This window comes from Brachybacterium massiliense, from assembly GCF_900184245.1.
Classification (GTDB): domain Bacteria; phylum Actinomycetota; class Actinomycetes; order Actinomycetales; family Dermabacteraceae; genus Brachybacterium; species Brachybacterium massiliense.
The window spans coordinates 1,446,515-1,471,319 of record NZ_FXXB01000008.1; the positions used below are offsets into that span (position 1 = coordinate 1,446,515).

Annotated in this window: 22 protein-coding genes and 1 pseudogene; 11 read left to right on the forward strand and 12 right to left on the reverse strand. The window is 73.7% G+C overall.

The annotated features are described in order from the left end of the window. Window positions 1-9 precede the first annotated feature (9 nt). From BN4251_RS16475 to BN4251_RS16520, 10 genes are all read left to right on the forward strand, one after another. On the forward strand, window positions 10-960 hold the full coding sequence (locus BN4251_RS16475; protein ID WP_087486087.1) for an exodeoxyribonuclease III: 951 nt from the start codon (window positions 10-12) through the stop codon (window positions 958-960). Window positions 961-1,093: 133 nt separating this feature from the next. Then, window positions 1,094-2,059 (forward strand): hypothetical protein, encoded by a 966-nt coding sequence (locus tag BN4251_RS16480; RefSeq protein ID WP_087486088.1) that lies wholly within the window; start codon window positions 1,094-1,096, stop codon window positions 2,057-2,059. Further along, complete coding sequence (locus tag BN4251_RS16485; protein ID WP_087486089.1) at window positions 2,050-2,883, forward strand: S-layer homology domain-containing protein; 834 nt, start codon at window positions 2,050-2,052, stop codon at window positions 2,881-2,883. The genes BN4251_RS16480 and BN4251_RS16485 overlap by 10 nt, the downstream gene beginning before the upstream one ends. Window positions 2,884-2,943: 60 nt before the next feature. Further along, complete coding sequence (locus BN4251_RS16490) at window positions 2,944-6,453, forward strand: S41 family peptidase (RefSeq protein ID WP_087486090.1); 3,510 nt, start codon at window positions 2,944-2,946, stop codon at window positions 6,451-6,453. Window positions 6,454-6,632: 179 nt separating this feature from the next. Continuing rightward, entirely contained in the window at window positions 6,633-7,592 is a 960-nt protein-coding gene (locus BN4251_RS16495; RefSeq protein ID WP_087486091.1) for a universal stress protein, read from the forward strand. Window positions 7,593-7,626: 34 nt separating this feature from the next. Then, window positions 7,627-8,289, forward strand: a complete 663-nt coding sequence (locus BN4251_RS16500; RefSeq protein ID WP_087486435.1) for a hypothetical protein — start codon at window positions 7,627-7,629, stop codon at window positions 8,287-8,289. A 155-nt stretch (window positions 8,290-8,444) separates the two neighbouring features. Beyond that, a complete protein-coding gene (locus BN4251_RS16505) occupies window positions 8,445-9,074 on the forward strand; it encodes a copper chaperone PCu(A)C (RefSeq protein WP_087486092.1) in 630 nt (209 codons plus the stop codon). After that, on the forward strand, window positions 9,071-10,309 hold the full coding sequence (locus tag BN4251_RS16510) for a Dyp-type peroxidase (RefSeq protein WP_087486093.1): 1,239 nt from the start codon (window positions 9,071-9,073) through the stop codon (window positions 10,307-10,309). Before BN4251_RS16505 ends, BN4251_RS16510 begins: the two co-directional genes overlap by 4 nt. Before the next feature lie 210 nt (window positions 10,310-10,519). Further along, window positions 10,520-12,010, forward strand: a complete 1,491-nt coding sequence (locus BN4251_RS16515) for a gluconokinase (protein ID WP_087486094.1) — start codon at window positions 10,520-10,522, stop codon at window positions 12,008-12,010. A 40-nt stretch (window positions 12,011-12,050) separates the two neighbouring features. Next, window positions 12,051-12,965 (forward strand): methyltransferase family protein, encoded by a 915-nt coding sequence (locus BN4251_RS16520; protein ID WP_087486095.1) that lies wholly within the window; start codon window positions 12,051-12,053, stop codon window positions 12,963-12,965. Between the two features lie 96 nt (window positions 12,966-13,061). Here the strand turns inward: BN4251_RS16520 and BN4251_RS16525 are convergent, their stop codons facing one another. From BN4251_RS16525 to BN4251_RS16580, 12 genes and pseudogenes are all read right to left on the reverse strand, one after another. Next, entirely contained in the window at window positions 13,062-14,333 is a 1,272-nt protein-coding gene (locus BN4251_RS16525) for a mannitol dehydrogenase family protein (RefSeq protein ID WP_087486096.1), read from the reverse strand. Beyond that, entirely contained in the window at window positions 14,330-15,769 is a 1,440-nt protein-coding gene (gene uxaC / locus BN4251_RS16530) for a glucuronate isomerase (protein WP_087486097.1), read from the reverse strand. Before uxaC ends, BN4251_RS16525 begins: the two co-directional genes overlap by 4 nt. 69 nt (window positions 15,770-15,838) lie before the next feature. After that, entirely contained in the window at window positions 15,839-16,843 is a 1,005-nt protein-coding gene (locus BN4251_RS16535; protein ID WP_087486098.1) for a LacI family DNA-binding transcriptional regulator, read from the reverse strand. 148 nt (window positions 16,844-16,991) lie between these two features. Further along, on the reverse strand, window positions 16,992-18,185 hold the full coding sequence (locus BN4251_RS16540) for a hypothetical protein (protein ID WP_087486099.1): 1,194 nt from the start codon (window positions 18,183-18,185) through the stop codon (window positions 16,992-16,994). Next, window positions 18,182-19,006 carry a cytochrome c biogenesis CcdA family protein gene (locus BN4251_RS16545; protein WP_087486100.1) on the reverse strand — a complete coding sequence of 275 codons (825 nt, stop codon included), beginning with the start codon at window positions 19,004-19,006 and terminating at the stop codon, window positions 18,182-18,184. The genes BN4251_RS16540 and BN4251_RS16545 overlap by 4 nt, the downstream gene beginning before the upstream one ends. Before the next feature lies 1 nt (window position 19,007). Then, on the reverse strand, window positions 19,008-19,763 hold the full coding sequence (locus BN4251_RS16550) for a DsbA family protein (protein WP_087486101.1): 756 nt from the start codon (window positions 19,761-19,763) through the stop codon (window positions 19,008-19,010). Between the two features lie 54 nt (window positions 19,764-19,817). Continuing rightward, window positions 19,818-20,018, reverse strand: a pseudogene (locus BN4251_RS16555) (DMT family transporter); the annotation flags it as partial. After that, complete coding sequence (locus BN4251_RS16560; protein ID WP_170932009.1) at window positions 20,015-20,599, reverse strand: TetR/AcrR family transcriptional regulator; 585 nt, start codon at window positions 20,597-20,599, stop codon at window positions 20,015-20,017. The gene BN4251_RS16560 and the pseudogene BN4251_RS16555, both read right to left, overlap by 4 nt. A 48-nt stretch (window positions 20,600-20,647) precedes the next feature. Continuing rightward, window positions 20,648-21,403, reverse strand: coding sequence for a nickel pincer cofactor biosynthesis protein LarB (larB, locus tag BN4251_RS16565; RefSeq protein WP_087486103.1), 756 nt, complete (start codon window positions 21,401-21,403; stop codon window positions 20,648-20,650). Next, window positions 21,396-22,400: an ATP-dependent sacrificial sulfur transferase LarE gene (gene larE, locus BN4251_RS16570; RefSeq protein WP_087486104.1), complete on the reverse strand. Its 1,005-nt coding sequence runs from the start codon at window positions 22,398-22,400 to the stop codon at window positions 21,396-21,398. The genes larB and larE overlap by 8 nt, the downstream gene beginning before the upstream one ends. Further along, window positions 22,397-23,752 (reverse strand): lactate racemase domain-containing protein, encoded by a 1,356-nt coding sequence (locus tag BN4251_RS16575; RefSeq protein ID WP_087486105.1) that lies wholly within the window; start codon window positions 23,750-23,752, stop codon window positions 22,397-22,399. Before BN4251_RS16575 ends, larE begins: the two co-directional genes overlap by 4 nt. A gap of 94 nt (window positions 23,753-23,846) precedes the next feature. Next, window positions 23,847-24,191 carry a TraR/DksA family transcriptional regulator gene (locus BN4251_RS16580; protein ID WP_087486106.1) on the reverse strand — a complete coding sequence of 115 codons (345 nt, stop codon included), beginning with the start codon at window positions 24,189-24,191 and terminating at the stop codon, window positions 23,847-23,849. Between the two features lie 188 nt (window positions 24,192-24,379). On the opposite strand from BN4251_RS16580, the gene BN4251_RS16585 reads away from it, so the two are divergent. Beyond that, a complete protein-coding gene (locus BN4251_RS16585) occupies window positions 24,380-24,805 on the forward strand; it encodes a YciI family protein (protein WP_087486107.1) in 426 nt (141 codons plus the stop codon).

The window sequence follows — 24,805 nt, forward strand, 5'->3', positions numbered from 1 at the left end:
CCTCGCTACATGCTGCGCATCGCCTCCGCGAACATCAACGGGATCCGTGCCGCCCATCGGCGGGGCTTCGGGGAATGGCTCGCCGAGCGCGACTGCGACGTGATCGCGCTGCAGGAGGTGCGCGCCCAGGCCGCCAAGATCCCGGGCGATGCCTTCGGCGACTACCACGTCGCCCTCGAGACGGGCACGCTCCCGGGCCGCAACGGCGTCGCGGTGCTGACGCGGCAGGAGCCCGCGGCGGTGCGCACCTGGAGCGGCGCCGCGCTGCTGGGGGCGCCGGCGGGCACGGGGCCGACGGGCCCGCCGGACTCCCCGCCTGCGCTCACTCCGGTCGCCGCCCCCGATCACGTGCCCCTCGCCCGGGGCCTGGGCCCCTTCGTCGCCGAGGGCCGGTACCTCGAGGTGGACCTCGCGGACGCCCCGCTCACGATCGCCTGCCTCTACCTGCCCAAGGGCGGCCTGCCCGCGCACCTGCAGCGACCAGGCCGGATGCGGGAGGCGCCCGACGGCGGTGCCCGGTATGCGCGGAAGATGGGGTTCATGGCGGCGTTCTCCCGCTACCTCACGCGCACCCGTCGGGCCGCCGCCGCGAACGGGCGCGAGTTCCTGCTGATGGGGGACCTGAACATCGCCCACACCCCGCAGGACCTCGCGAACTGGCGCAGGAACCAGAGCAACGACGGCTTCCTGCCCGAGGAGCGGGAGTGGCTGGGTGATCAGCTGTCCCCGCGCACCCTGGTGGACGTGGTGCGCCGCCTCCACCCGGACCAGGACGGTCCCTATTCGTGGTGGTCGTGGCTGGGGCAGTCCTTCGCGAAGGATGTCGGCTGGCGCATCGACTATCACCTGGCCACGCCCCGTCTCGCGCGCAGAGCTGTGCGGGCCGAGGTGGATCGGGAGCATCGGGGTGAGCGGCTCTCGGATCACTCCCCCGTGGTGGTCGACTACGACTGGCCCTGACCCCTCCGCGTCGCCGCGCCAGCCCTGCCGGATCACGCGGATCCGGCCTGTTCCCGGGGCGCGGGCTCCCGTAGACTCAGCTCTCGTGGGCGCCGGTCGGTGCGCTCGTTCAGCACCACCGTGAAGGACCACGATGCCCTCGCCGCAGCCCGCCGCCGCCCCGGCCGCGCCTGCCGCACCCCTGATCGCGAAGGGCACCTCCTCGCTCCCCGGCACCGAGACCTCGCGCCGCCTGCTCGCGGCGGCGGAGCACACGCGCCCGCTGACCCTGTGGGGCTCCTCCTCGATGGCCTCCGAGGGCGGTGACTCGGCCACTCCCGTCGCGGTGCGGATCCATGAGCATCTCGCCCTCGCGGCCGCCCCCGCGGTGGTGCACGGCTACGGCGTGGGCGCCACCCGCTCCGCCCACACCCTGCTGATGCGCGGCCTGGACACCCCGATGCTGCTCCCCGTCGGCGAGCCCGCGGCGGAGACCGGCGCGCAGGAGGTCGAGCTCGACTCCGGGCTCGCCCCGCACGGCCCGATCCGCATCCCGGGGGATGTGGACGGCGTGCCCGGCCTTCTCGACGGCTCGAGCGGCTCCTGGATCTTCCGGCCCGAGGACGCGAGCAGCGCCGGGGTGCGCGGCACCTTCCGCTCTGCGCTCGCGCGCGTGGCCGAGGGCTCGCGCCAGGTGCTGTGGATGGGCAAGAACAACATCCGGGACGTGGACGCGGTGCTCGAGGACACCCAGCGCATGTGGGATGCGACCGCGGAGCCCGCTGAGGACACGCTGGTGCTGGGCCAGTGGCCCACCCCGCATGACGCCGTCGGCTCCGCGACCGCCGAGGCAGTCGCCGCGGTCAACCAGGAGCAGCAGCGCCGCTATGGCGCACACTTCCTGGACCTGGCCGGGCTGTTCACCACGGAGGAGGGGCTCAGCTGCCCGCCGCTGGCGCCGCTGCGGCTGCTCGAGCAGGCCTCCACCCAGGATGCTCTCGCCCAGCAGATCGCCCCCTCGAGCCTGCGCGCCCCGGATGACATCCACCTCAACGGCTGGGGGAACCTCGCGGTGAACTGGGCGATCGTGCAGCGGATGAGGGAGCTGAGATGGCTCTGAGGCGTCCCGCCCCGCCGCGGCTGCAGGCCGGCCGGCCCGGCGCCCGACCGGTGGTGCCCGCGCCGGCTGCCACAGCGGCCCCTGCACCGGCACCCGCCCCGGCGGCGCCGCCCGCACCCGCCCTGCATCACCCCGAGCTCGCACCCACGCCGACGCTGCGCGGCCCTCGCACCGCTCGGCGCACCCTGCTGCTGGCCGGCGCAGCGGTCGCGGTGGGGCTGCCGGTGACCGCCCTGGCCGTGCGCGCCACCCGCCCCGACTTCACGGACGTCGCCGCGGGGGACTCGCGCAGCGAGGCGATGCGCTGGGCGCACGAGACCGCGGTGCAGCCCGCCCTCTCGGAGTCCGAGTACGGCCCGGATCAGCCCGTGACCCGCGGCGACGTCGCGGTCGCGCTGCACCGCCTGGCGGGCGCTCCCGCCGTGGACCTCGAGGCCGCTCCCGCGCTGCTCACCGATCTCGGGGACGATCCCGCCGAGGTCACCGCGCTGCTGTGGCTGCACGGGCGCGGTGCGCTGTGGGGCGATGCGGAGCTGAAGGTGTATCCGGCCGAGCCTGCCACCCCCTCCTGCGCGGCGACCATGATCGCCTCCCTGCTGCGCCCTGCCCTCGCCGGGGTGGGCGTGACCTGGGACGCCTCCGCGGAGGTCTCCGTCCCGCAGTCCGGCGAGGGACTGCTGGACCTGGACTGGCTGACCCGTGCGGGGATGGCGCCGGAGTCGTTCTCTGCATCCAGCGGGACCGGCGCCGCCGGGGTGAGCCGCGCGGATCTCGCCGTCTCCCTCCACCGCGCCGACGCGGTCATCGCCGACGCCCTGGGCTGAGCCCGCGCCGCCCCCGGAATTCGATGTGGCGGGAACGGGCCCGCACGTAGGCTGGAGGGCATGTCGACGACGCCCGCCCATGCCGCGTACCTCCGCCACCCCGACGTCCGGGGAGACACGATCACCTTCACCGCCGCGAACGATGTCTGGCTCGCGCCGCTGGCCGGCGGGCGCGCCTGGCGGCTGACCGATGAGGGAGCCCCCGTCGGCTACCCCCGCTTCTCCCCCGACGGCGACCACATCGCCTACACCTCCCGCACCTCCGGCGGCCCCGAGGTGTGGGTGATCAGCACCGAGGGGGACACCGCTCCGCGGCGCCTGACCTACTGGGGCCGGGCCTCCACCAAGGTGGTGGGCTGGCTGCCCGACGGCCGGATCGTGGCCACCACCAGCTACGGCGCCCCGATCGCCCGCGACGCGCAGCTGTGGGCGATCGCCCTGGACGGCACCACCGAGCTGCTGCCGCTGGGCCGCAGCGGAGAGGTCGCGATCCATCCCTCCGGCACCACCGTGGTGGCCACCCCGTGGCGCCGCGACCAGGCCGGCTGGAAGCACTACCGCGGCGGCACCGCCGTGAAGCTGTGGCTCTCCCGGGACGACGTCGCGCTCGATGCCCCTGCCGAGGCCCATGCCGCCCGCAGCTGGGAGCCGCTGCTCGAGGAGATCCTCTCCTCGAAGCTGCGGATCGCCTGGTACGGGGACCGGCTGCTGTTCGCCTCGGACACCCCCGGCCCGGGCTCCGCGCTGACCGACCGGGCTTCGGCGAACCTCTGGTCCGTCGCCGCGGACGGCTCCGACCTGCGCCGCCACACCTCCCTGACCTCCGCGCAGGGCTACCTGCGCGAGCCCGCGACCGACGGCTCGAGCATCGTGTTCAGCTCGCGCGGCCGCCTGTTCGCGATGGACTCCCTGGACGCGGAGCCGCGCGAGATCGATGTGCTGACCTCCGGGGTGGGCGCCGCGCGCCTGCCCCGCCCGGCATCGGCGACCGAGAACCTGCTGGCCATGCGGCCGCTGCACGATGCGCGGGCGAGCGTGGTCGAGTGGCGCGGCAGCGCCCACGCCCTCACCCACCGCGGCGGCCCCTCGCGGCTGCTGGCGGGAACGTGCGGGCTGCGGCTGCGCGAGGTGCGGCCGCTGGGCCGCTCCCCCTACGCGCTGTTCGTCTCCGACGCGGAGGCGCTCGGCGACCGCGAGAGCGGCGGCGTCGGCTCGGACGTGCTCGCGCTCGCGCGGCTCGACGGCGGCGGCCAGGAGATCCGCCTGGACCTGGGCGAGGTGGGTCGGATCCTGCACGCGATCCCCTCCCCCGACGGCTCGAAGGTCGCGATCTCGAGCCACGACAACGTGGTGCGCCTGGTGACCCTGCGCGGCATCGAGGATCCGGCGAAGGTCTCCCGCAGCTCCGCCGCGAAGGGCCCGTCGGCCTCCGCCTGGGAGCAGGACGCCGAGCACGCCGTCGAGGTGCCGCACCTGGACGGGGTGCGCGAGATCGGCCGCTCCGCCGGTGGCGAGGTGCGGGATCTGGCCTGGTCGCCCGACGGGCGCTGGCTGGTGTGGGGCGAGCCGAACTCCTGGCAGCTCAGCCGCCTGATGCTCTCGGACACCGAGGATCCGGAGCCGACGGGACGGGCGCTGACCTCCGGCAAGTACCAGGACTCCTCCCCGGCGTTCAGCGCCGACGGCAAGCACCTGGCGCTGCTGAGCCTGCGCACCTTCGAGACGGTGTACGACGACATGGTCTTCGACCTGGGCTTCGTCAACGCCGAGCGGCCCTTCCTGCTGCCGCTCGAGCGCACCACCCCCGATCCCTTCGGCCCGCACCCCGACGGCTGGACGCTCGGCGGAGGCGCCGGCGACACGAGCGGCGCCGACGGCGGCGAGAAGCAGGCGGGCGCGAAGGACACCCCCTCCGTGACCGCCGCGACGGACGCGTCGACGGAGCCGGCCACCTCGCACAGCGCCGCCGGCGCCGAGGAGGCGGGCCGCCCGCCCGCCACCCGCATCGACCTGGAGGCGATCGAGTCGCGCCTGGTGCCCTTCCCCGTGGTCTCGGGCTACTACTCGCACCTGACCGCCGTCACCGGAGGGTTCGTGTGGCTGCGTCACCCGCAGAAGGGGGTGCTGGGCAGCGCCCGCGCCGGGGTCGAGGGCGAGGATCCCGCCCCGGCGCTCGAGCACTGGAGCCTCGCCGATCGCAAGCTCACCGTGCTCGCCGAGGGCGTCACCGATCTCGCCGCCTCCGGCGACGGCGAGTCCCTCGTGATCAGGCAGGGCGAGGCCTGGGTGCAGATCCCCGCCACCCGCAAGGTGGAGGACGAGGACCCGGCCCGGATCGTGATCGACACCGGCCGGATGCGGCTGAACGTCGACCCGGTCAAGGAGCGCCGCGGCATGCTCTGGGACAACTACCGGATCATGGCCCAGCAGTACTGGCGCGCGGACATGGACGGCATGGACTGGCACGCCATGACCTCCTGGTACGACCCGGTGATCGATCGCCTGGTCACCGATGACGACTTCCAGGACATGATGTGGGAGGTCCAGGGCGAGCTCGGCACCTCGCACGCCTACGTGCAGGGCGCGGTCTACAAGGCCGATCCGCCGATGCTGCCCGCCTACCTGGGCGCCGACTTCGCGCTGCAGGACGGGCGCTGGGTGATCACCCGGATCCTGCCGGGCGACTCCTCCGATCCGGACGCCCGCTCCCCGCTGCTCGCCCCCGGTGTGGGCGCGCAGGTGGGCGATGCGGTGATCCGTGTGGACGGCCGCCCGGTGTTCCGCGAGGGGGTCGAGGCGGCGCTGGTCGGCTCGGCCGGCACGCCCACCGAGCTGGTGCTGCTGCGCGAGGGCGCCGAGCACCGGGTGGCGGTCACGCCGCTGGCCGACGACTCCGCGCTGCGCTACCAGGACTGGGTCGCCTCCCGCCGCGCCCGGGTCGAGGAGCTCTCGGGGGGACGGCTGGGCTACCTGCACATCCCGGACATGGTCTCCTCCGGCTGGGCGCAGATGCACCGCGACCTGCGCGAGGCCACCACCAAGGAGGGGCTCGTGGTGGACGTGCGCTACAACAGCGGCGGCCACACCTCGCAGCTGGTCACCGACCGGCTCGCCCGACGGGTGCTGTCCTGGGACTACCCCCGCCACGAGCAGCCGGGCACCTATCCCGCCTTCGCGCCGCGCGGCGCTGTGGTGCTGGTGACCAACCAGGAGGCCGGCTCCGACGGTGACATCGTGAACGCCGTCTCCCGTGCCCTCGAGATCGGGCCGATCATCGGCACCCGCACCTGGGGCGGCGTGATCGGCATCGACGGCCGCTATGACCTGGTGGACGGCACCGGCGTGACCCAGCCGAAGTACGCCAGCTGGTTCGAGGGCGAGGAGTGGGCCATCGAGAACTACGGCGTGGACCCGGACATCGAGGTGCCGCTGCCGCCGAACGCCTGGGTGGCCGGTGAGGACCCGCAGCTCGCCCGCGGCGTCACCGAGGCGCTCGCCCTGCTCGAGAAGAAGCCGTCGGCCGTCGCTCCCCCGCTGCCCGCGCCGCGCTTCGGCCCGCGCAAGGGCTGAGCACGCCTGCAGGGCCGGGCCCGTGCGGGCCCGGCCCCAGGAGCCACGGGCGCGGTGAGGGCGGGACCGTCGGCCCTCGAAGAGTGGGTGCGCCCGGCCTACGATGGACTCACCGATGGCGGACTCGATCACGGGGGCGCCGTCACCGGTCGCTGAAGCCCCCGGCGCAGGAGGTCGAGATGCACGACGACGGCTTCACCTCTCAGTCCCCGCTCCCTGCTGACCGGCCCCTCGGGGTGCTCGTCGGCTTCGACGACTCCGATCATTCCGTGCTGGCCCTCCACTACGCGGCGCGTGCCGCGCAGCGCATGGAGGTGCCGCTGACCGTGGTCACCGCCTACACCGTGCCGACGATGGCGTACGCCGACGCGGCACTGATCCCGAGCGTCCCCGCCGAGGTGGCCCGCCTCGCCGCCGCCCAGGAGCAGCTCGAGCAGGCGCGCGAGCACCTGCGCGGCTATCCCGGTGAGGTGGATCTGCGCACCGAGCACGGCGACGCCGCCGGTGTGCTGGTGCGGCTCTCCGCCGAGGCGCAGCTCGTCGTGGTGGGTGCCCGCGGCCGGGGCGGATTCCTGGGCCGGATGCTCGGCTCGGTCTCCTCGGCGCTTCCCGCTCACGCCCACTGCCCCACCGTGGTGGTCCCGCAGCAGTACGAGATCAGCACCGCCGAGGGCCCTGAGCGCTTCGCCCCCGTGCCGGACGACGCACCGGTGGTGGTCGGGGTGGACCTCTATCAGCCGAGCGACGCGGCGATCCAGCATGCCGCCGTGGCGGCGCTGAACCGTCGGGCCCCGCTGCATCTGCTCGCGGTGATGCCCCGGCCCGATGCCTGGGGCCAGGCCTACATGGCGTGGCTGCCCGATCCGGGCATCCTCGACCGCCACCGTGAGGAGCTCGCGAAGGAGCTCGAGGTGTTCGCCGAGAAGCTGCGCGCGCTGCACCCGGAGCTGACCGTCACCGCCGAGGTGCTGCTGTCGGACCCGGTCACGCCGCTGCTGCGGGCCGCTGCGACCTCACAGCTGATCGTGCTCGGCACCCGGGGCCGCGGCCGGATGGCCTCGACCCTGCTCGGCTCGGTCTCCCAGGCGGTGCTGCTGCGCGCCGAGGGTCCGGTGATGGTGGTGCCCGACGACGCATGAGCGTTCTGGGCACGGATCGGGGATGATGGTCCCCATGACCTCCGCCCGTTCGCCCCTGCGCCTGCTGCGCGGGGGCGTCGCGGCGTCCGTGGCCACGGCGGTGGCGCTCGGCGGGCACCTCGTGGCCGGGGCGGAGATGCCGTCATGGCTCGGGGTGGCGCTGCCGTGGTGGCTCGCGGTTACCCTCTGCACGGTGCTGGCCGGGACGCGGTTCTCGCTGCTGAGGATGGGCGCGGCCGTGCTCTCGAGCCAGGCCCTGTTCCACGGCCTGTTCACGGCCGGCACCCCCGGGGATCCGACTCTGCGGATGGTCGATCCGCCCGGCTCCCACCTCGGCCACGGCGCACACACCGCGACGGGCTCGCTCGCAGGCCACGGCCCGCACGGCGCGGGCGGCACCGAGCATGCGCTCCACGCCCAGTACTCCGATCTGCACATGCTGCTGTGGCATCTCGTCGCAGCGCTCCTGACCACCGTGCTGCTGCATCGCGGGGAGTCCTTCCTGCTGCGCTGCGCCGGGCTCGTGGGCGCCGTGCTGCGTGTGCTGTCCCGGCCGCCGCGCTCCCTCGCGCTGCCCCGCCCCGCCTCTTCCGCCCCGGCGCGTCCGGTGCCCGGGACGCCGCACCTGCATCACGCGCAGCGGGCGGTGCTCACGCCCCAGCGGCGACGCGGCCCTCCCCTGGTCCTGGCCGCCTGAGAGCCGTCGACTCCGACGGCCGCGTTCGCGCGCCCGCTCAGGCCGGCCCTTCGGTCGATCCCGCCGTGCGGTGCCACTGCACGGCTCCTCCCGCCGCTCCCCGCTGACGTGCCCCATGCCGTCGGTGCCTCGGAGCGCTTCCGAAAGGACCCCTCATGTCCCGCAGCATCCCCCTGCCCTTCTCCCCCGCACGCACTGCCCGCCCCACGCGGCGCGCGGCCCTCGCCGCCGGCCTCCTGCTGTCCCTGACCGCCTGCACCGGCCCCGGCGATGACGAGGCCGGCACCACCGCGCCCCCTCAGGACGAGCCGGTCGGTGACGGCCTGACCCTCGCCGACCCCTGGGTGAAGGCCGCCGAGGAGGGCATGACCTCCTCCTTCGGCACGCTCCGCAACGACTCGGGACGAGACCTCGTGCTCATCGGAGTCTCCACTCCGGCCAGCTCGATGGTCGAGCTGCACGAGACCAGCTCGGACGGCTCGGGCGGCATGAGCATGGCGGAGAAGGAGGGCGGCTTCCCGCTGCCCGCCGGCGGTGAGCTCGTGCTCGAGCCGGGCGGGGACCACATCATGCTGATGGACCTCGCCGCACCGTTGCTGCCCGGCGACGAGGTCGAGCTGACCCTCCTCTTCGAGGATGGCACCGAGCATGCGTACACGGCGACGGTCAAGGACTTCGCCGGGGCCCAGGAGCATTACGAGCCTGAGGACGGCACGGGCTCCGGGGCCTCCGACGGAGGCGGCCATGAGGGCCACGACCACTCCGACCACGGGGGTGAGGAGTGAACACCCCCTCCCCGACCCCGTTCCGACCCGCGCGTCGGCACCTGCTGCGCACCGGGGTGCTCGGCGCGGGTGCACTCGGCGTCGGTGCGGCGTCCGTCGGCCTGGATCGCGCCCTGCGCGAGCCCTCGCAGGAGCCGGCCGCCGCAGAGCCGGCGCTGCACGGTCAGCTCACCGTCCCCTTCCACGGGGAGCACCAGGCGGGGATCGAGACCCCCGCCCCGGCTGCGGCCACGTTCCTGGGCCTGGATCTGCGGGAGGAGGTGGATCGCGAGGGTGTGCTGCGCCTGCTGCGCCTGCTCACCGATGATGCGGCCCGCCTCACCCAGGGCCGTCCCGCGCTCGCGGACACCGAACCGGAGATGGCCTCAGAGCCCGCCTCGCTCACGGTGACCTTCGGGTTCGGCCCGGGGCTGATGGAGCGGGCACGGCGTGAGGCGCCGTCGTGGCTGGCCCCGCTGCCGGCCTTCGGGATCGACCGGCTCGAGGAGCAGTACACCGGTGGTGACCTGATGCTGCAGGTCGCGGCGGAGGATCCTCTGACGGTCTCGCACGCCGCGCGGATGCTGCTCAAGGATGCTCGAGCCTTCACCCGGGTGCGCTGGGTCCAGCCCGGTTTCCGTCGCTCGCCCGGGACCCAGGCGCCGGGCACCACGATGCGCAACCTGTTCGGGCAGCTCGACGGGAGCGCGAACGCGCAGCTCGGCAGCGAGCACTTCTCCCGTGTGGTGTGGATCAAGGAGGGCCCCTTCGCGGGCGGCACGTCGATGGTGATCCGTCGGATCCGGATGGACCTCGATGGCTGGGACGAGGCGGATCGTGCGGCGCGCGAGCAGTCCACCGGCACCCGGCTGGATTCCGGCGCGCCGCTCAGCGGCGGGGACGAGTTCTCGCGGGCGGACTTCGAGAAGGTCTCTGTGAACGGCTTCCCCGTGATCGGCGAGTTCTCCCACATGCGCCGGGCGAACGGGATCGACGAGGGCGAGCACCAGGAGATCTTCCGCCGCCCGTACAACTACGACGTCGCCCCGCCGCCCGGCTCGGACTCGGTCTCCGAGGCCGGGCAGGTCTTCGTCTCCTTCCAGGCTGATCTGAACGGGCAGTTCCTGCCGATCCAGCGCAGGCTCGATGCGCTGGATCTGCTGAACCAGTGGACCACCCCGATCGGCTCGGCGGTGTTCGCGATCCCGCCGGGCTGCGCCGAGGGCGACTACGTGGGCCGGTCCGTGCTGGAGTGAGACGGCGGATGGCGTGAACGCGGGCGCCGCGGGCCGGGATCATGCGTCCCCGCCTGCGGCGCCCGCGCCGCTCCCCTCGCCCGGGTACGTGGCAACCCGCGGCGAGCACCTCGATGCGCACAGCCCCGCTCGTATGCTGGATCGACACTCTGCGAGTTGCTCGACGCCCGAGCGAGGCGCAGGTCGACCCGACGAGCGCAGGAGATCTCCATGCCCCGCTTCAACATCCCGGCCGAGGACGCCCAGGGACCGCTCGTCGTCGGCATCGACATCGGCTCCGGCGGCACCCGCGCCGCCGTCTACGACGTCTCCGGCCGCGAGGTCGGCAAGCTGAACCACAAGGAGACGCACTCCTTCACGGTCGATGACGACGGCACCAGCACGATCGACGCCGATCAGATCGTCGAGGAGATCCGCGCCTCCCTCGCCGCGGTGCTCACCACCACCCCGCTGCCCGGGCAGGTGCGCGCGATCGGCTTCGACACCTTCGCCTCGACGCTGGTGGCGGTCGACGCGGCCGGCAACGCCCTGACCCCGTGCATCACCTACGCCGACACCCGCTGCCACGCCCAGGTCGAGCAGATCGCCGGCACGCTCGACGTGGACGCGCTGCACGAGCGCACCGGCGCCCGCCTGCACTCCTCCTTCACCGCGCCGCGACTGGCCTGGCTGCGCGAGGAGCAGCCCGAGGTGTTCGCCCGCACCGCCCGCTTCATGGCGCTGGGCGAGTACGTCGCCCTGAAGCTGCTGGGCACCGCTGCGCTAGGCACCGCCTCCGCCGCGTGGTCGGGCATGATCGACCGGCGCACCGGGCTGTACGTGCCCGAGCTGCTCGAGGCCGTGGGCGTGGACGCCGACATGATGGGCCCCGCCCTCGATCCCTCCGACGCCCTGCCCGTGGACGGCACCCCGCTGGCCGCCGAGTTCCCGCAGCTGCGGGAGGCCGTGTGGCTGCCGGTGATCGGCGACGGCCTGGCCGCGAACCTCGGCATCGGTGCGCTGGGCGAGGGCACCTGGGGCATCTCCACCGCCACCTCGGGCGCGATCCGTCAGCTGCTCTCCACCGAGATCCCCACCCTGCCCAGCGGACTGTGGGCCTACCGCGTGGACCAGCAGCGCACCCTCGTGGGCTCCGCGATGAGCGACTGCGGGCGCGTGCTGGACTGGTGCCGCAACGAGCTCGCGATGCCCTTCGACATCGACGCGACCGACACCGCGACCCTGTTCTCCGGCCCGCCCTCCCAGGGCACGCCGCTGGTGATCCCCTTCTTCTCCGGGGAGCGCGGCACCAAGTGGCGCGGCAGCTCCCGGGCGATGTTCGCGAACGTGGGCGCCTCCACCACCTGGAAGGACATGCTGCTCGGCGCGATGGAGGGCGTGGCCCTGTCGTTCCTGCGCATCGCCGACCAGATGCGCGAGGCCGGCGGCGAGCCCGAGCGGATCGTGCTCTCCGGCGGCATGACCGGGGCGGTCCCCGGCTGGCTGCACCTGCTCTCCGACGCGCTCGCGATGCCGATCGACCACGTGGCCGTGTCCCGCTCGACCATGCGCGGCGCCGCCGTGATGGCGCTCGAGCAGGCCGCGCCCGATACTCCCGTGGCCGAGGTGCCGGTGCTGAACCGGGTCGAGCCCGTCCTCGCGCACGCCGACTACTACCGCGAGCGCCTCGAGCGCTTCGAGAAGCTCGCCGACCTGGCCTGAGCCGGCTCCGGGGCCTGAACCCGAATATCCTGCACGGACCATGCCCCTGCTGACCCGCGCGACCGGCCGCGCCTACTTCGCGCTCCAAGCCCTCGCGGGCGCCGTCTGGTGGGTGCTGGTGCCGACGGTGGACGCGGTGTGCGGCGCGACCCTCGGCCCGCTGGACCCGCTGCTGGTGGGCCTTCTCGACGTGCCGCTGTTCGTGCTCGCCTCCGCGCTGGCCGCGCTCGGCATGCGCTGGGCGGTATGGATCGCGGCACCGTGGACGCTGCTGGTGACGGCCGGCATGGTGGTCCTCGCGACGCTCACCGGGGAGGCCGGATGGGGGGCGGTGGCGATGGTCGCGGCGTCGGCGGGCTCGGTGCTCGCGGCGATGCTGGTGCTGCGCGGCCGGGTCTCGCTCCAGCGGTTCCTCGTCGGCCCCCTCGCCTTCCGCCCCGCGCGCGGCGTCTCCGCCGAGCGGCCGCTTCCGGCCACGGTCGCGCAGCTGCTGGTGTTCTGGACGCTGTTCCTCGTGGTGATCCCGCTGCCGGTGGTCTGGCTCGAGCGCCGCTGGGGCGTCTCCGCGACGCTGCCCGAGCCGCTGGGGGCGGCCGCGATGCTCTGCGGGCTGGTGCTGCTCTTCGCCGCGAGCGCGCTCGGCCTCGCCTCCGCGGCGACGATGGCCCGAATCGGCCGCGGCACCCCGCTGCCCTCGGCGATGCCGCACCGCCTGGTGGTGGCCGGGCCCTACCGGTGGGTGCGCAACCCGATGGCCGTCGCCGGGATCGGCCAGGGCATCGCGGTGGGCCTGCTCGGACAGTCGTGGCTGGTGATCGCCTATGCGCTCGCGGGAGCGGTGCTGTGGCACCTGCTGGTGCGGCCCGAGGAGGAGCGCGACCTCGCCTCGCGCTTCGGCGCCGACTACGCCCGCTACCGCGCACAGGTGCGCTGCTGGGTGCCGCGCCTGCGCTGAACCGCATGCACCGGAGCCCGGGGCCCGGGATACGGAACGGCGCCCCCGCGAGATGCTCGCGAAGGCGCCGTCGGTGGCCATGCGGGCCAGCCCAGCTCAGGGGCGCGGCAGGCGCCGCTCCTCAGCGGCCACGGCCGCGACCAGGGAATCCCCCGCAGCGACGCCCAGCAGGGCCAGCAGCGCGGTGACGCGCTCGGTGGTGTCCTCGATGCCCGCAGCGGCGGCGATCTCGGCGGACTTCGGGTCCTGCACCTCGTGGCCGGCGCGCACGCGGTCGGTGACCCAGGCGGTCCAGGCCGCGACGGCCGCGACCTCGCCGGGCGCCTGCTCGGGGCCGCCGCGCTCGGCGATCACGGGCAGGGCGCGCACGGGCAGCTTCACGGAGCCGTCGGCCGCGATGCGGATCAGGTTGTCCGCCAGGCGCGGGTTGCGGAACCGCTCCTCGAGCGCCGTGGTGTAGGCGTCGAGCTGCGCGGCCGGCAGCGGCAGCGTCGAGCGGGCCTCGGCCCACAGCTGCTCCACCAGGGCGCGCACCTCGCGGTGGGCGATCGCCTCGTCCACGCGCTCCACGCCCGCGACCTGGCCGGCGTAGGCCATGAGGGTGTGGGCGCCGTTGAGCAGGCGCAGCTTGCGCAGCTCGTGCACCTCGATGTCGTCGGTGAACTGCACGCCTGCCTTCTCCCACTCGGGGCGGCGGCCGCGGAAGCGATCCTCGATGACCCACTCGGTGAAGGGCTCGGTGACCACCGGTACGGCGTCCACCAGGCCGGTCGCATCGCGCACGGTCTGCGCGGCGCCGTCGTCCGCCGAGGGGGTGATGCGGTCGACCATCGAGGAGATGACGTCGACGTGGTCGCCGAACCAGACTTTGGTCTCCTCGTCGAGCTCGGCGAGCACGGCCTGGCCGAGCACCTCGCCGTTGCCGGTGAGGTTGTCGCAGGAGACCAGGGCGATCGGCTCGGTGACCCCGGCCTCGCGGCGCGCCTTAAGGCCCAGCGCGATGCGGGCGGGGGCGGAGGTGGCGGGGTCGCTGCCGGCGGCGTAGCCCTTCTCGGTGATGGTCAGGGTGACCACGGCGGTGAAGGGGTCGGCGAGCAGGCGCACGAGGGTATCGACGTCGGAGGCGGGGTGCACCTCGTCGATCACGTCGACGATGCTCACCTCGTCCTGCTCGGGGCCGCGCACGATCAGGCCGTACTTCCCGCCCTGGGCGTTGAGCGCATCGGCCATGGTCGCGGAGCGGCCGGTGAAGGCCACCACGGACCAGCCGCCGGCGACGGCGGTGGCGTGCAGGGTGTGGGAGCGGGCGAAGTTGCCGATCCCGAGGTGGACCAGGCGGCCCACATCGGAGGGGCTGGGGTTGCTCATCGGTTCTCCTTGGCGGCGGCGCCGAGGCGGAAGACCTCGCGCGGCTGCTGATCGGGCAGGGTGGTCACGAGCTCTCGGGCGTCCTCGATGCGGAGGCGGTGCTCGGCGACGAGGCCGGCGAGGTGCGAGGCATCCAGGCGGCGGGACATGTCGTGCCGCGCGGGGATCGAGCAGAATGCGCGGGTGTCGTCGATGAAGCCGCTGGTGCGCGTGTAGCCGAGGGTCTCGGAGACGGCGCGGCGGTAGCGCAGGATCGCGTCGGGCGCATCGATGAACCACCAGGGCGCACCGGCGTAGACCGAGGGGTACACGCCGGCCAGCGGTGCGATCTCGCGGGAGAGCACGGTCTCGTCGATCGTGAACAGCACGGTGCGGAAGTTCGGGTCCAGGCCCACGTCGTTGAGCATCGGGCGGACGTGGTGGACGTAGTCCACGGCGACCGGGATGTCGAAGCCGACGTCGGGGCCGAACTTCTCGAAGATCTCCTCGGAGTGGTTGCGCAGCACGGCCGGGTGGATGGTCATCACCAGGCCGTCCTCGGCGGCGAGGCGCGCCTGGTCGCCGAGCATGTGGCGGCGCAGGGCCACGGCGTCGTCGGCGCCGATCCGGCCGGCGCGGGCGTCGGCGTAGAGGCGGCGGGCGTCCTCGTCGGCCAGGCGCTGGGTGCCCGGGTCCATGTGGGCGTGGTCGGAGGAGACTGCGCCGTGGTCGCGGAAGTAGAGGCGGCGGGTGCGCATCGCCTGGTGGTAGCCGTCGTAGGAGCTGACGTCGACCCCGGCGGCCTCGCCGAGCGCATCGGTGAGGGCCACGAAGTCCTCACGGGCGGGCTCGAGGTACTTGTCGGGGCGGAAGGTCGGGATGACCCGCCCGGTGAAGGTCTCGTCGGCGGCGAGCGCGGTGTGCGGGGCGAGGTCGTCGACGGGGTCGTCGGTGGTCGCCAGCACGGTGATCCCGAACTGCTCGAACAGCGCGCGGGGGCGGAACTCCGGGCGGGTGAGCTTCTCGGCGATCTCGTCGTACATCGCGTCGGCGGTGCGCGGGTTCAGCACCGTCTCGAGGCCGAAGACCTCGTGGAAGACGTGCTCGATCCAGTAACGCGAGGGGGTGCCGGCGTAGGCGTGCCAGTGCTCGGCCAGCAGGCGCCAGGCCGTGCGGGAGGCGGCCTCGTCGAGCGGGCCCTGGCCCACGCCGAGGTCGGCGAGGTCCACGCCGCGGGAGTGCATCAGGCGGTTGACGTAGTGGTCAGGCGTGATGAACAGCGCGGTGGGATCGCTCCAGGGCTCGTCGTCCAGCAGCAGCCGGGGATCGACGTGGCCGTGGGGCGAGACGATCGGCTGGTCCTTCTGGAGCTCGTAGAGCTCGCGCGCGATCTCGCGGACGGCGGGGTCGGCGGGCAGGAGTCGGTCAGGGTGCGGCACGAAGGCATCGTTGCTCATGCCGCCATCCTCGCAAGGGCACCCGCCGTCACGGGGAGGGTTGTCACGGGTTGCCGACGTCGCCGCCGCTCAGGCCCCTGCCTCGCGCGGTCCGGTGGTGCCGCGCGGGACCAGGCGCACCGGGAGGGAGCCCTCGACGGGGGTGCGGTGCGCGGAGGGGTTCTCGATGCGGCGCACCAGGCGCTCGACGGCGGCCCGGCCCTGGGCGCGCTTGGGGCTGACGACGGTGGTGAGCCCGCCGCCGACCAGGCGGGAGAGCTGGATGTCATCGTGGCCCATCACCGACAGCTGCCCGGGCACCCGGATCCCGGCGCGCAGCGCGGAGATCAGGAAGCCGAAGGCGACCAGGTCGTTGTAGCAGATCACGGCGTGGGGCAGGGAGTCGCGCAGCTCCTCGAAGGCCTGCTCGCCGCCGGCGGTGGTGGGGGCGAAGGGGCCGTGGCGCTGCACCTGGATGCCGTGCTGGCGGGCGGCGACGCGGGCGGCGCGCCAGCGCTCCCCGTCGGACCAGGAGTTCACGGGCCCGGCCACGTAGGTGACGGTGCGCGAGCCGTTCTCGGCCAGGTGCGCCATGGCCTGGCCCATCCCGTGCTCGTAGTCCGGGGTGACCGAGTCCAGGCCCGCGACCCGGCGGTTCAGGACCACCACGGGGATGCGCTTGGTGAGGTGGTTGAGGGTCGCATCCGAGAGGCGGGTGCCGGCCAGGACGATCCCGTCGACCACGTTGACGGCGCTCTCGAGACTGGTGCGCTCGCGGGCCTCGTCCTCGACGGTGTCCAGCAGCATGAGCAGGAACTCCTGCTCATGGGCGGCCTCCTGCATACCGGAGACGAGCTCGGCGAAGTAGGGGTTGGTGAGGTCGGGGACCTCGATGCCGAGGCGGTGGTGGCGCTGGCCCCGCTCCTGGGCGGCGGGGGCGGCGGTGCGGTAGCCGAGCTCCTTGGCGGCGGCCATGACGGTGGCGTGGGTGGCGGCGCTGACGCGGCCGGGGCGGGAGAAGGCGCGTGAGACGGTGGACGGTGCGACGCCGGCGGTCTTGGCGACGTCGTAGATCGTCACGCGCTTGTCCGCCACCTGGCCGGCTCCGTCCTCGCCTGCTCGGCGCTGCCTCGTCCCGGGGGCGCCCGCCGCACCCCCTGCATCTGGCGCATGATCCTACCCCGTGGGTGGGCAACCAGCGGCAACCCTCCGTCGACGTCCGGGGGCGGCAGGGCATCCCGGCTCAGTCGCGCAGGCCGTAGGCCTCGTCCAAGGTGGTGGTCACGAGGTACCGCGTCTGCTCGATGCGCACCGAAGTCGCGGCGTCGGCGGAGAACAGCTCGGGGACGGCAAGGGGGCCGCTGCGGTCGGCGTCGAAGGGGTTCACGAGCAGGCCCTGGGAGGTGTCGAGCACCACCAGGGTGCCCTCCTTCGGGCGCTGGGCGTAGGCGAGCCGCTCCCCTGCGCTGAGCAGCACCAGCTGCTCGGGGTCGCGGTGCCGCCAGCGCTCGGTGCCGTCCGGATCCAGGCCCCGCACGGTGTCGCCGTGGACGAGGACGGTGACGTCGAGGCCGTGGTCGTGGGCGGCGGCGCTCACCTGCTCGTCGAGGATCCGGCCGTCCTCCAGGTGGAGCAGGATCCCGGGGTTCGTGCCGTCGCCGAGCACGGCGTGGCCGGTGGTGGTGTCGATGGGGGCGAGCACCTGCAGCGCGGAGGCGTCGAGCCCCTCGGGCAGCGGCGTGCGCCAGAGCTCGGCGAAGCCCGCTCCGCGACGGGCCACCAGCTCGCGCTCCTCGCACAGCAGCACGGTGCCGAGGTGCTCCGCGAGGGGCCGGCCGCCGCCGAGCTCCGCCTCGCCCAGCAGCACGGCCCCGCTCTCGGTGGCGAGCACCGCCTGCGGCCCGCCCGGCACCTCGACAAGCAGCCCGGGGCCTGCGAGCGGTCCGGGCATCTCGTGCGGGCCCCAGACGAGGCCCGCGGTGCGCAGGTCGTAGCAGCTCGCGCTGGGTCCGCTCGCGCTGTTCGGAGCCGGCTCGGTGAGCACGGCGACGGCGCGGCCGGTCTCGGTGCGCGTGAGCGCGAAGCGCTGCTGGCCGTGGGGGCGCTGGGCGGTCCAGCGCAGCGTGCCGTCCTGGTCGAGGGCGGTGAAGCGGAGGGTCTCGCCGCTGTCGTCGAGGCCCAGGAACATGCCGTCCAGCTGCTGCGGGGCGGTGTTCCAGCCGGTCTCGACCACGATCATCACGTCCATCTCGAGGGTGAGGCGGAGCGATCCGGGCTCGACCTGCTCGGCGGGCACGTTCTCGAGGACGGGTGCAGGATCGACCTCCGGCACCGGAGCGGGCGGCGGGGCGCTGGTGGGCTCGGGCGCGCTGGTCTCGCAGGCGGCGAGGGTGAGGGCCGAGGCGGGCAGGCCGAGCAGCAGGGTGCGGCGTCTCAACGGCGGCGCTCCCTCCGCCACCACAGCGCCAGGGCGAGCGCGGCGGCGGCGAGGATCAGCCCGATCTGCACGCCGGCGCCGCTGAGCACGGCGAGGCCCTCCTGCCAGCGTGCGAGGGTGCCGGTGGGGACCGGGGAGGGCAGGGCGACCAGGCCGTCCGTGGTCCAGAACAGGAGGCCGACGGCGATGATCAGCGCGCCGGTGAGCAGGTTCGTGGTGTGCAGGCGCCGGCCCCGGACGGTGATCCCGCGGCCTCGCAGCACGGCTGTCGTGACGGGACCGAGCCGGCGCCACAGCGCGGCGAGCAGCATCAGCGGCACCACCATCCCGGCGCCGTAGAGGGCCAGCAGCGCGGCGGCGAGCGCCACGCTCCCGTGCCCCATCGCGAGGGTGAGCACGGCGCCGAGGATCGGGCCGGCGCAGAACCCGGCGACTCCGCCCACGGCACCGAGCAGCAGCGTGCGGGGCAGGCCGCGCCCGCGGGCCGACGCCTGCCGGGCACGGTCCAGGCCGGGCACGATCCGCGCGGGATCCAGCCCCAGGCCCAGGGCGTGGAGCACGCCGAGCCCGATCAGCACGAGCGAGGTCACCGTGATCAGCGTGCCGCGGTGGGCGATGAACAGGGTGCCCACCAGGCCCGCGCCGACGCCGAGGGGCACGAGGGTGAGCACGAGGCCGAGGAAGAACACGGCGCCGTGCAGCAGAAGTCCGGCGCGGCTGGTGACGGAGGAGGCGAAGTAGCCGGGCAGCAGCAGCGCCCCGCAGGGGCTGAGCAGGGCGAGGGAGCCCCCGAGGAAGGCCGCGAGCACGGAGATCTCCATGTCAGGGACCCGCCTTCTCGAGGGCCTCGTCGATCTGGGCGAGGAAGTGCTCGGTGGGCTGCGCGCCGACGCTCGGGACCCCGCCGATCACGAAGGAGGGGGTGGTGACCGCGCCCAGCTCGAGGCCCTCGGCGGCGTTCTCGGAGATGGTGCGGGCCACCTGCTCGGAGCGGAGGTCCTCGGTGAACTGCTGGGTGTCCAGGCCGAGCTCGTCGGCGAGGTCGATCAGGGCCTGCTCGGTGAGCCCGCTCGCGCCGCGGATCTCCCCGCCGGCGAACAGGGCCTGGTGGTAGGCGGTGTGCTCGCCCTGGATCGCGGCGGCGAGGGAGGCGCGGGCGGCGCGCTCGGAGTCCTCGCCGTAGACGTTCACGTCGCGCCATTCGATGCGCAGCTCGCCGCGCTCGACGTAGTCGCGCAGCTCAGGGAGGGTCTCGTGGCTCCAGCGGGCGCAGTAGGGGCACTGATAGTCGGTGAACACGACCATCACCACGGGCGCGTCCACGGGCCCTTCGGCCAGGAGGTCCTCGGCATCGCGCCGCTCGGCGGTGCTGAGATCCGGCAGCGCCACCTCGGAGGGGTGCGGGAGGTTCGAGGACTGTGCGGCCGGGCCGGTCGGCACGGCGGTGACGGCGGGTTCGGACTGCTCGACGGGCCGCATCCACAGCACCAGCGCGATCAGCAGCGCTGCCACGGCGAGGATCGCGGCGGGCACCAGCAGGTGGCGGGTACCTGCCCGATGTTGCTCAGCTCCGCTCATCCCACCCCTCCCGGTCCTGGCGCATACTGTGCCAGATCGGCCGTGCCCGGGCTCTCAGCCGCCCAGCTCGACCAGCAGCACCCCGGCCGCGATCAGCCCCATCCCGCCGAGCATCAGCGGGGTCAGCACCTCTCGGAACAGCAGGCGCGACAGCAGCGCGGTGAGCACGATCCCGGCCGCGGCCCACACCCCGTAGGCCACGCCCAGCGGCATCCCGGTGCGCAGCGCGCCGGAGAGCAGCGCGAAGGCGATCATGCGTTCTCCCCGAGCAGGTCCTCGGCCAGGGCGCGCAGTGCCGCAGCTTCCGCGGGGAGCTCGGCGAGCAGTCCGCTCGCGCGGTCGAACCAGAGCCCGTCGGCCATCAGTCGCACGGCGAGCAGCCGGGCTCGCAGCGCCGTGGGCGTTCCCGCGGGAACGTGCAGCCAGCGATCCATCTGCCCCTGCCAGCGCTCGGTGAGCGTGACGCGCAGCTTCGGATCCGCGAAGATCACCAGATCAGCGGCGCTCAGCGGGGACGTGCCGGCCCAGTCGAGGTAGGCGAGGTGGCGCTGGGCGGCAGTGGCCTCTGCGAAGTCCACACCGGTCTCGGCCACGGCGTGCGCCACGCCCTGCTCGTAGCGGGCGGTGATCCGATCGAGGATCGCGGTGAGCAGCAGCTCCTTGGTGGCGAAGTGGTACATCAGCCCGGGCTTGGTCACCTCGGCGGCACGCGCGGCCGAGTCCAGCGTCAGGGTCCCGCCGGCGCCCAGATGCGCCTCGGCGGCATCGAGCATCTGCTCACGGGCCGACGGGCGGTGCGCGGCCCGGGCGGGTGCCTCGGCTCTGCGGGCTGCCATGGGCCCTCCTCTTCTCACGACGACCCCGACACTTTATCAACCTGTCAGCTAACTAACTTCCCGGGGCGTGGTGACCTTCGACCGCCCCTCTCTCGGCGCGGGCGCCCAGCGGGCGATCTGGGCGGCGAGGTGCCCGGCGCCGTAGCCGTTGTCGATGTTGACCACGCCGATGCCGGGGGCGCAGGCCGAGAGCATCGTCAGCGCGGCGGTGACGCCGCCGCTGGCGACGCCGTAGCCGACGGAGGTGGGCAGCGCGACCACAGGCGCGCTGATCTGTCCGGCGACCACGGTGGGCAGGGCCCCGTCCATCCCGGCGGCGACCACCACGCAGGCGGCCTCGCGCAGCTCGGGCAGGCGGGACTGGAGGCGGTGCAGGCCGGCGATGCCGATGTCCGCGATCAGCCGGGTGGGCCGGCCGAGGTGGCGGGCGGTGAGCTCGGCCTCGCGCGCCGCAGGCAGGTCGCTCGTGCCGGCGCACGCCACGATGACCAGGCCTCCCGTCGGCTCCGGCGGGGTCGCGGGCCAGGCGAGCAGGCGGGCGGTCTCGTCATGGGAGGCGTCCGGCAGGGCGGCGCGCACGGCCTCGGCGCGGGCGGCGTCGGCCCGGGTGAACAGCACCGGCCCGAGTCCCTCGCGCCCCTCGGCGTGCAGGCGCGCGTACTCCGCGGCGATCGCGGCGACCTGGTCGACGCTCTTGGCGTCGCACAGCACCGCCTCGGGAGCGCCGCGGCGTGCGGCGCGGTCGAGGTCGAGGTCGAGGAAGCCCTCGATCCGCCCGTCGGCCGTCCCCTCGCGCTCAGCCACGCGAGCCCCGGCCCAGGATCTGGAGCGAGAACAGGCCCGAGCGGATGCCGTCGAGATCGATCGTGACGTGCTGGAACCCGGTCTCCTTGCCCGCGGCGACCAGGGCCTCACGGATCGCGGGCTCCATGGCGCGGGGCAGCTCCTCGGTGGGCAGCTCGATCCGGCCCACGGCGCCGTGGTGGCGCACGCGACAGTCGCTGAAACCCTGCTCGTAGACGGCGTCCTCGAGGTCGTCGATCTGTCGCAGCTTCTCGGGTGTGACCTCCTCGCCGAAGGGCACGCGGGAGGCGAGGCAGGGCGCGGCGGGCTTGTCCGCGACAGGCAGCGAGAGCTGGCGGGCCACCTCGCGCACCTGCGACTTCGTCATGCCGACGGCGGACATCGGGCGCAGCACCCGGTGGCGCTTCGCAGCGCCGGCGCCGGGGCGGTCGTGCCGGGTGGCGTCGTCGGCGTTCTCGCCGTAGGCGACCGCATCCAGTCGCTGCTCGCCGGCCACGTCCTCGCCGATGCGGGTGAACAGCTCGTCCTTGCAATGAAAACACCGAGCAGCGTCGTTCTTCTGATAGTCGGGGTTCTCGCCCTCACGGGTGGGCACCTCCACCACCTGCGCCCCGATCACCTCGGCGACCTGGTGGGCCAGGCGCCGCTCGCGGCGGGCGAGCGACGGGGAGACGCCCAGCAGCGCGACCACGTTCTGCGCGCCGAGGGTGCGCACGGCCAGCGCCAGCAGGGTCGCCGAATCCACGCCGCCGGAGTAGGCGACGCCGAGGCGCTGGACGCCCGCGAGCTCGGCGCCGACGGCGTCCGCCAGCTCGAGCGCCTCACCGGCGAGGTGCTCCGGGGTCATCGCGGTGACCTCGAAACCAGGATGGCCGGGCGAGAACAGCGAGGCGGGGGCCGACGGGGCCGTGCCGAGGGTGAGCGGGACCGGGCGGGAGGGGGCCGACGGGGCCGTGCCGAGGGTGAGCGGGACCGGGCGGGAGGGGGTGCTGGTCACGCGCTCTGCTCCGTCGAGCCGTCCCGCTCGGAGGCGAGGCGGAAGAGCACCTCGCCGGCGTGGTCGATCACCAGGGTGTCCGGGTCCTCGCGCAGCGCCTCGATGTCGAGGGAGGCGGGGTCCATGTGGAGCACGTTGTAGACCTCGCACTCCTCCTTGGGGATGGACGTGGCGAAGTAGCGGTTCACGCGCTGCTTCTCCTCCCCGGTGGCGGGGTCGTAGGTGCCCAGGCCCGTCACGTGCGTGGAGTGGGCGAGCTCGCCCCAGGGGTGGTCCTTGAAGCGGTCCCACTGCTTCGTGAAGTACTCGATGTTGTGATAGCCGATGTCGCGGATCCCGGGGTGCATCGAGGCGACCTCGGTGATGTGCGGGGCGTAGATGATCACGTCGCCGCCGTCGGCGCAGACGGGCTCGGACTTGTAGAAGCCCTTGGCGCCGGTCCACATGTCGTCGTACATCTCCGGCACCAGCGCGACGATCCGCTGGTAGGGCTTGTCCACGTAGGTGATGTGGGTCTGCGCGGAGATCTTCGCCATCGCGGCCCAGGCGGCCTGCGGGTCGCCGTAGGCGATGGCGTTGAGCTCCTGCCCGCCGGAGAGGACATCCATGGTGAACGCGAACTTCGCGGTGTCGATCAGCTCGCTCGCGGCGTCGATCAGCTGGCGCACGGGGGTGATGCCGAGCGTGCCGATGATGCGGCTGGCGGTGATCAGCGCGCCCACCCAGTGGGAGATGTCGATGACGTCGTGCACCGAGCAGCCGGGGAAGAAGTACTTGTTGCCGCCGGAGAAGCCGACCACCTCGTGGGGGAAGACGGGGCCGACGATGAGGTTGACGTCGGACTCGGCGACCAGGCGGTTGATCTTCACGCGCATCGGGACGTCGGTGAGCAGCCCGCCGGTGAGCTCGGCGATCTGCTCGGCGGGGATCTCTCCGAGATCTGCGATCTGGGTGGGGTCGTCCCAGGCGTGGTTGAGGACGGTCCACTCGGGGTAGGTGGCCTTCGCGCCGCGCTCGGTGGCGCCCAGCAGCTTGTCGATCGCCGCCTCGCTCATCGCGGCGTGGGTGCCCAGCGCGATCAGCACGGTGACGGAGGAGGCGCGGCCGGCGAGCGCGTCGTGGATCGCGGGCAGCACCTTGGGCAGGGGGACGGAGCGGGTGCCGTCGGGGATGATCAGGCACACGGACTTGCCGTCGACGTCGGTGGCGGCGAGGTTCTCGGCGACGAAGCTGCGGATCTGCTCATCGGTGAGCATGCCCTCGGGGCCGCCCAGGAGCGCGGCGCGTTCGGCCAGGCCCTCGGGGATCGGCGCGATCGTCGGACCCGAACTCTGCTGCGATGTCTGGCTCATCGCTCCACTATGCGCCGTCTGACCTGGGACCGACAAGGACGGCCCGGCTGTTGCCATCGCGGCTGTGCTGCGTCTGCTCGCGCAGCTCCCGTCTTCAGCGCGCGCAGTCGATGCAGGTGGTCGCCTCGGGCCGGGCGGCGAGCCGGGCCGGTGCGATCGGGCCGCCGCAGCTCTCGCAGCGCCCGTCGGTCCCCTCGGCGAGGCGCTGCGCCGCCTCATCGATCCCGGTGAGCGCCTCGGCGCGGGCCAGGCGCAGACCCTCGAGGCGCGACCACTGCGCGGAGAGCGGCACCCCGTCGGGGTCGTGCTCGTCGTCGTCCGCCACGCCCTCGCGGGTGCGGCGCAGCGCGGCGAGCTCCTGCTCGACCTCGCGCAGCTGGGCGAGCACCTCGCGCCGCCTGGCGGCGAGCTGCTCGGCGCGGTCTCGGGGATCGTCCATGGCCCCATCGTGCACCCGGCCGCCGCCGGATGTGCGCCGAGCCCTGTCCTCGTGCGCCTCCTCCCCGTAGATTGACCGCCCCGGGACGAGCTCCACAAGATTCGTCGCGCCATGTCGATCCGGCGCTCTCCCGTTCGACGAAGGGGCAGAAGGGTCGAGAAGCCGGCCCTCGGACAAGGAGTCAGATCATGAAGTACATGCTCATCATGCGCGTCACCGACGAGGCCCTCGCCGCGTCCCAGGAGATCCCCTTCGAGCAGGTCATCGAGGCGATGGGGCAGTACAACGAGTCGATGATGAAGGCCGGGGTGCTGCTGGCCGGGGAGGGCCTGGCGGATGCTTCGGAGGGCTTCGTCGTCGACTTCTCCTCCGAGGAGGCGCTGGTCACCGACGGCCCCTACGGCGAGACCAAGGAGCTGTTCAACGGCTTCTGGATCATCGAGGTCTCGAGCAGGGAGGAGGCCGCCCAGTGGGCCCGGCGCGCCCCGCTCGGCACGGGCTCCTTCCTCGAGGTGCGCCGGGTGACCGAGGCGGAGGACTTCCCGGCGGACAACGAGTGGATCGAGAAGGAGGCGGGCTGGCGCGAGGAGCTGGCGCAGCGCAGCCAGGGCTGA

What these genes read in the sequence shown, in the direction of transcription:
- BN4251_RS16475 (WP_087486087.1), top strand. Translation starts at nt 10, where the DNA reads ATGCTGCGCATCGCCTCCGCGAACATCAACGGGATCCGTGCCGCCCAT.
- BN4251_RS16580 (WP_087486106.1), bottom strand. Translation starts at nt 24,191, where the DNA reads ATGGACGATCCCCGAGACCGCGCCGAGCAGCTCGCCGCCAGGCGGCGC.
- BN4251_RS16585 (WP_087486107.1), top strand. Translation starts at nt 24,380, where the DNA reads ATGAAGTACATGCTCATCATGCGCGTCACCGACGAGGCCCTCGCCGCG.
- BN4251_RS16575 (WP_087486105.1), bottom strand. Translation starts at nt 23,752, where the DNA reads ATGAGCCAGACATCGCAGCAGAGTTCGGGTCCGACGATCGCGCCGATC.
- BN4251_RS16550 (WP_087486101.1), bottom strand. Translation starts at nt 19,763, where the DNA reads ATGAGCGGAGCTGAGCAACATCGGGCAGGTACCCGCCACCTGCTGGTG.
- BN4251_RS16480 (WP_087486088.1), top strand. Translation starts at nt 1,094, where the DNA reads ATGCCCTCGCCGCAGCCCGCCGCCGCCCCGGCCGCGCCTGCCGCACCC.
- BN4251_RS16560 (WP_170932009.1), bottom strand. Translation starts at nt 20,599, where the DNA reads ATGGCAGCCCGCAGAGCCGAGGCACCCGCCCGGGCCGCGCACCGCCCG.
- BN4251_RS16545 (WP_087486100.1), bottom strand. Translation starts at nt 19,006, where the DNA reads ATGGAGATCTCCGTGCTCGCGGCCTTCCTCGGGGGCTCCCTCGCCCTG.
- uxaC (WP_087486097.1), bottom strand. Translation starts at nt 15,769, where the DNA reads ATGAGCAACGATGCCTTCGTGCCGCACCCTGACCGACTCCTGCCCGCC.
- BN4251_RS16500 (WP_087486435.1), top strand. Translation starts at nt 7,627, where the DNA reads ATGACCTCCGCCCGTTCGCCCCTGCGCCTGCTGCGCGGGGGCGTCGCG.
- BN4251_RS16515 (WP_087486094.1), top strand. Translation starts at nt 10,520, where the DNA reads ATGCCCCGCTTCAACATCCCGGCCGAGGACGCCCAGGGACCGCTCGTC.
- BN4251_RS16520 (WP_087486095.1), top strand. Translation starts at nt 12,051, where the DNA reads ATGCCCCTGCTGACCCGCGCGACCGGCCGCGCCTACTTCGCGCTCCAA.
- BN4251_RS16525 (WP_087486096.1), bottom strand. Translation starts at nt 14,333, where the DNA reads ATGAGCAACCCCAGCCCCTCCGATGTGGGCCGCCTGGTCCACCTCGGG.
- BN4251_RS16490 (WP_087486090.1), top strand. Translation starts at nt 2,944, where the DNA reads ATGTCGACGACGCCCGCCCATGCCGCGTACCTCCGCCACCCCGACGTC.
- BN4251_RS16495 (WP_087486091.1), top strand. Translation starts at nt 6,633, where the DNA reads ATGCACGACGACGGCTTCACCTCTCAGTCCCCGCTCCCTGCTGACCGG.
- BN4251_RS16485 (WP_087486089.1), top strand. Translation starts at nt 2,050, where the DNA reads ATGGCTCTGAGGCGTCCCGCCCCGCCGCGGCTGCAGGCCGGCCGGCCC.
- BN4251_RS16505 (WP_087486092.1), top strand. Translation starts at nt 8,445, where the DNA reads ATGTCCCGCAGCATCCCCCTGCCCTTCTCCCCCGCACGCACTGCCCGC.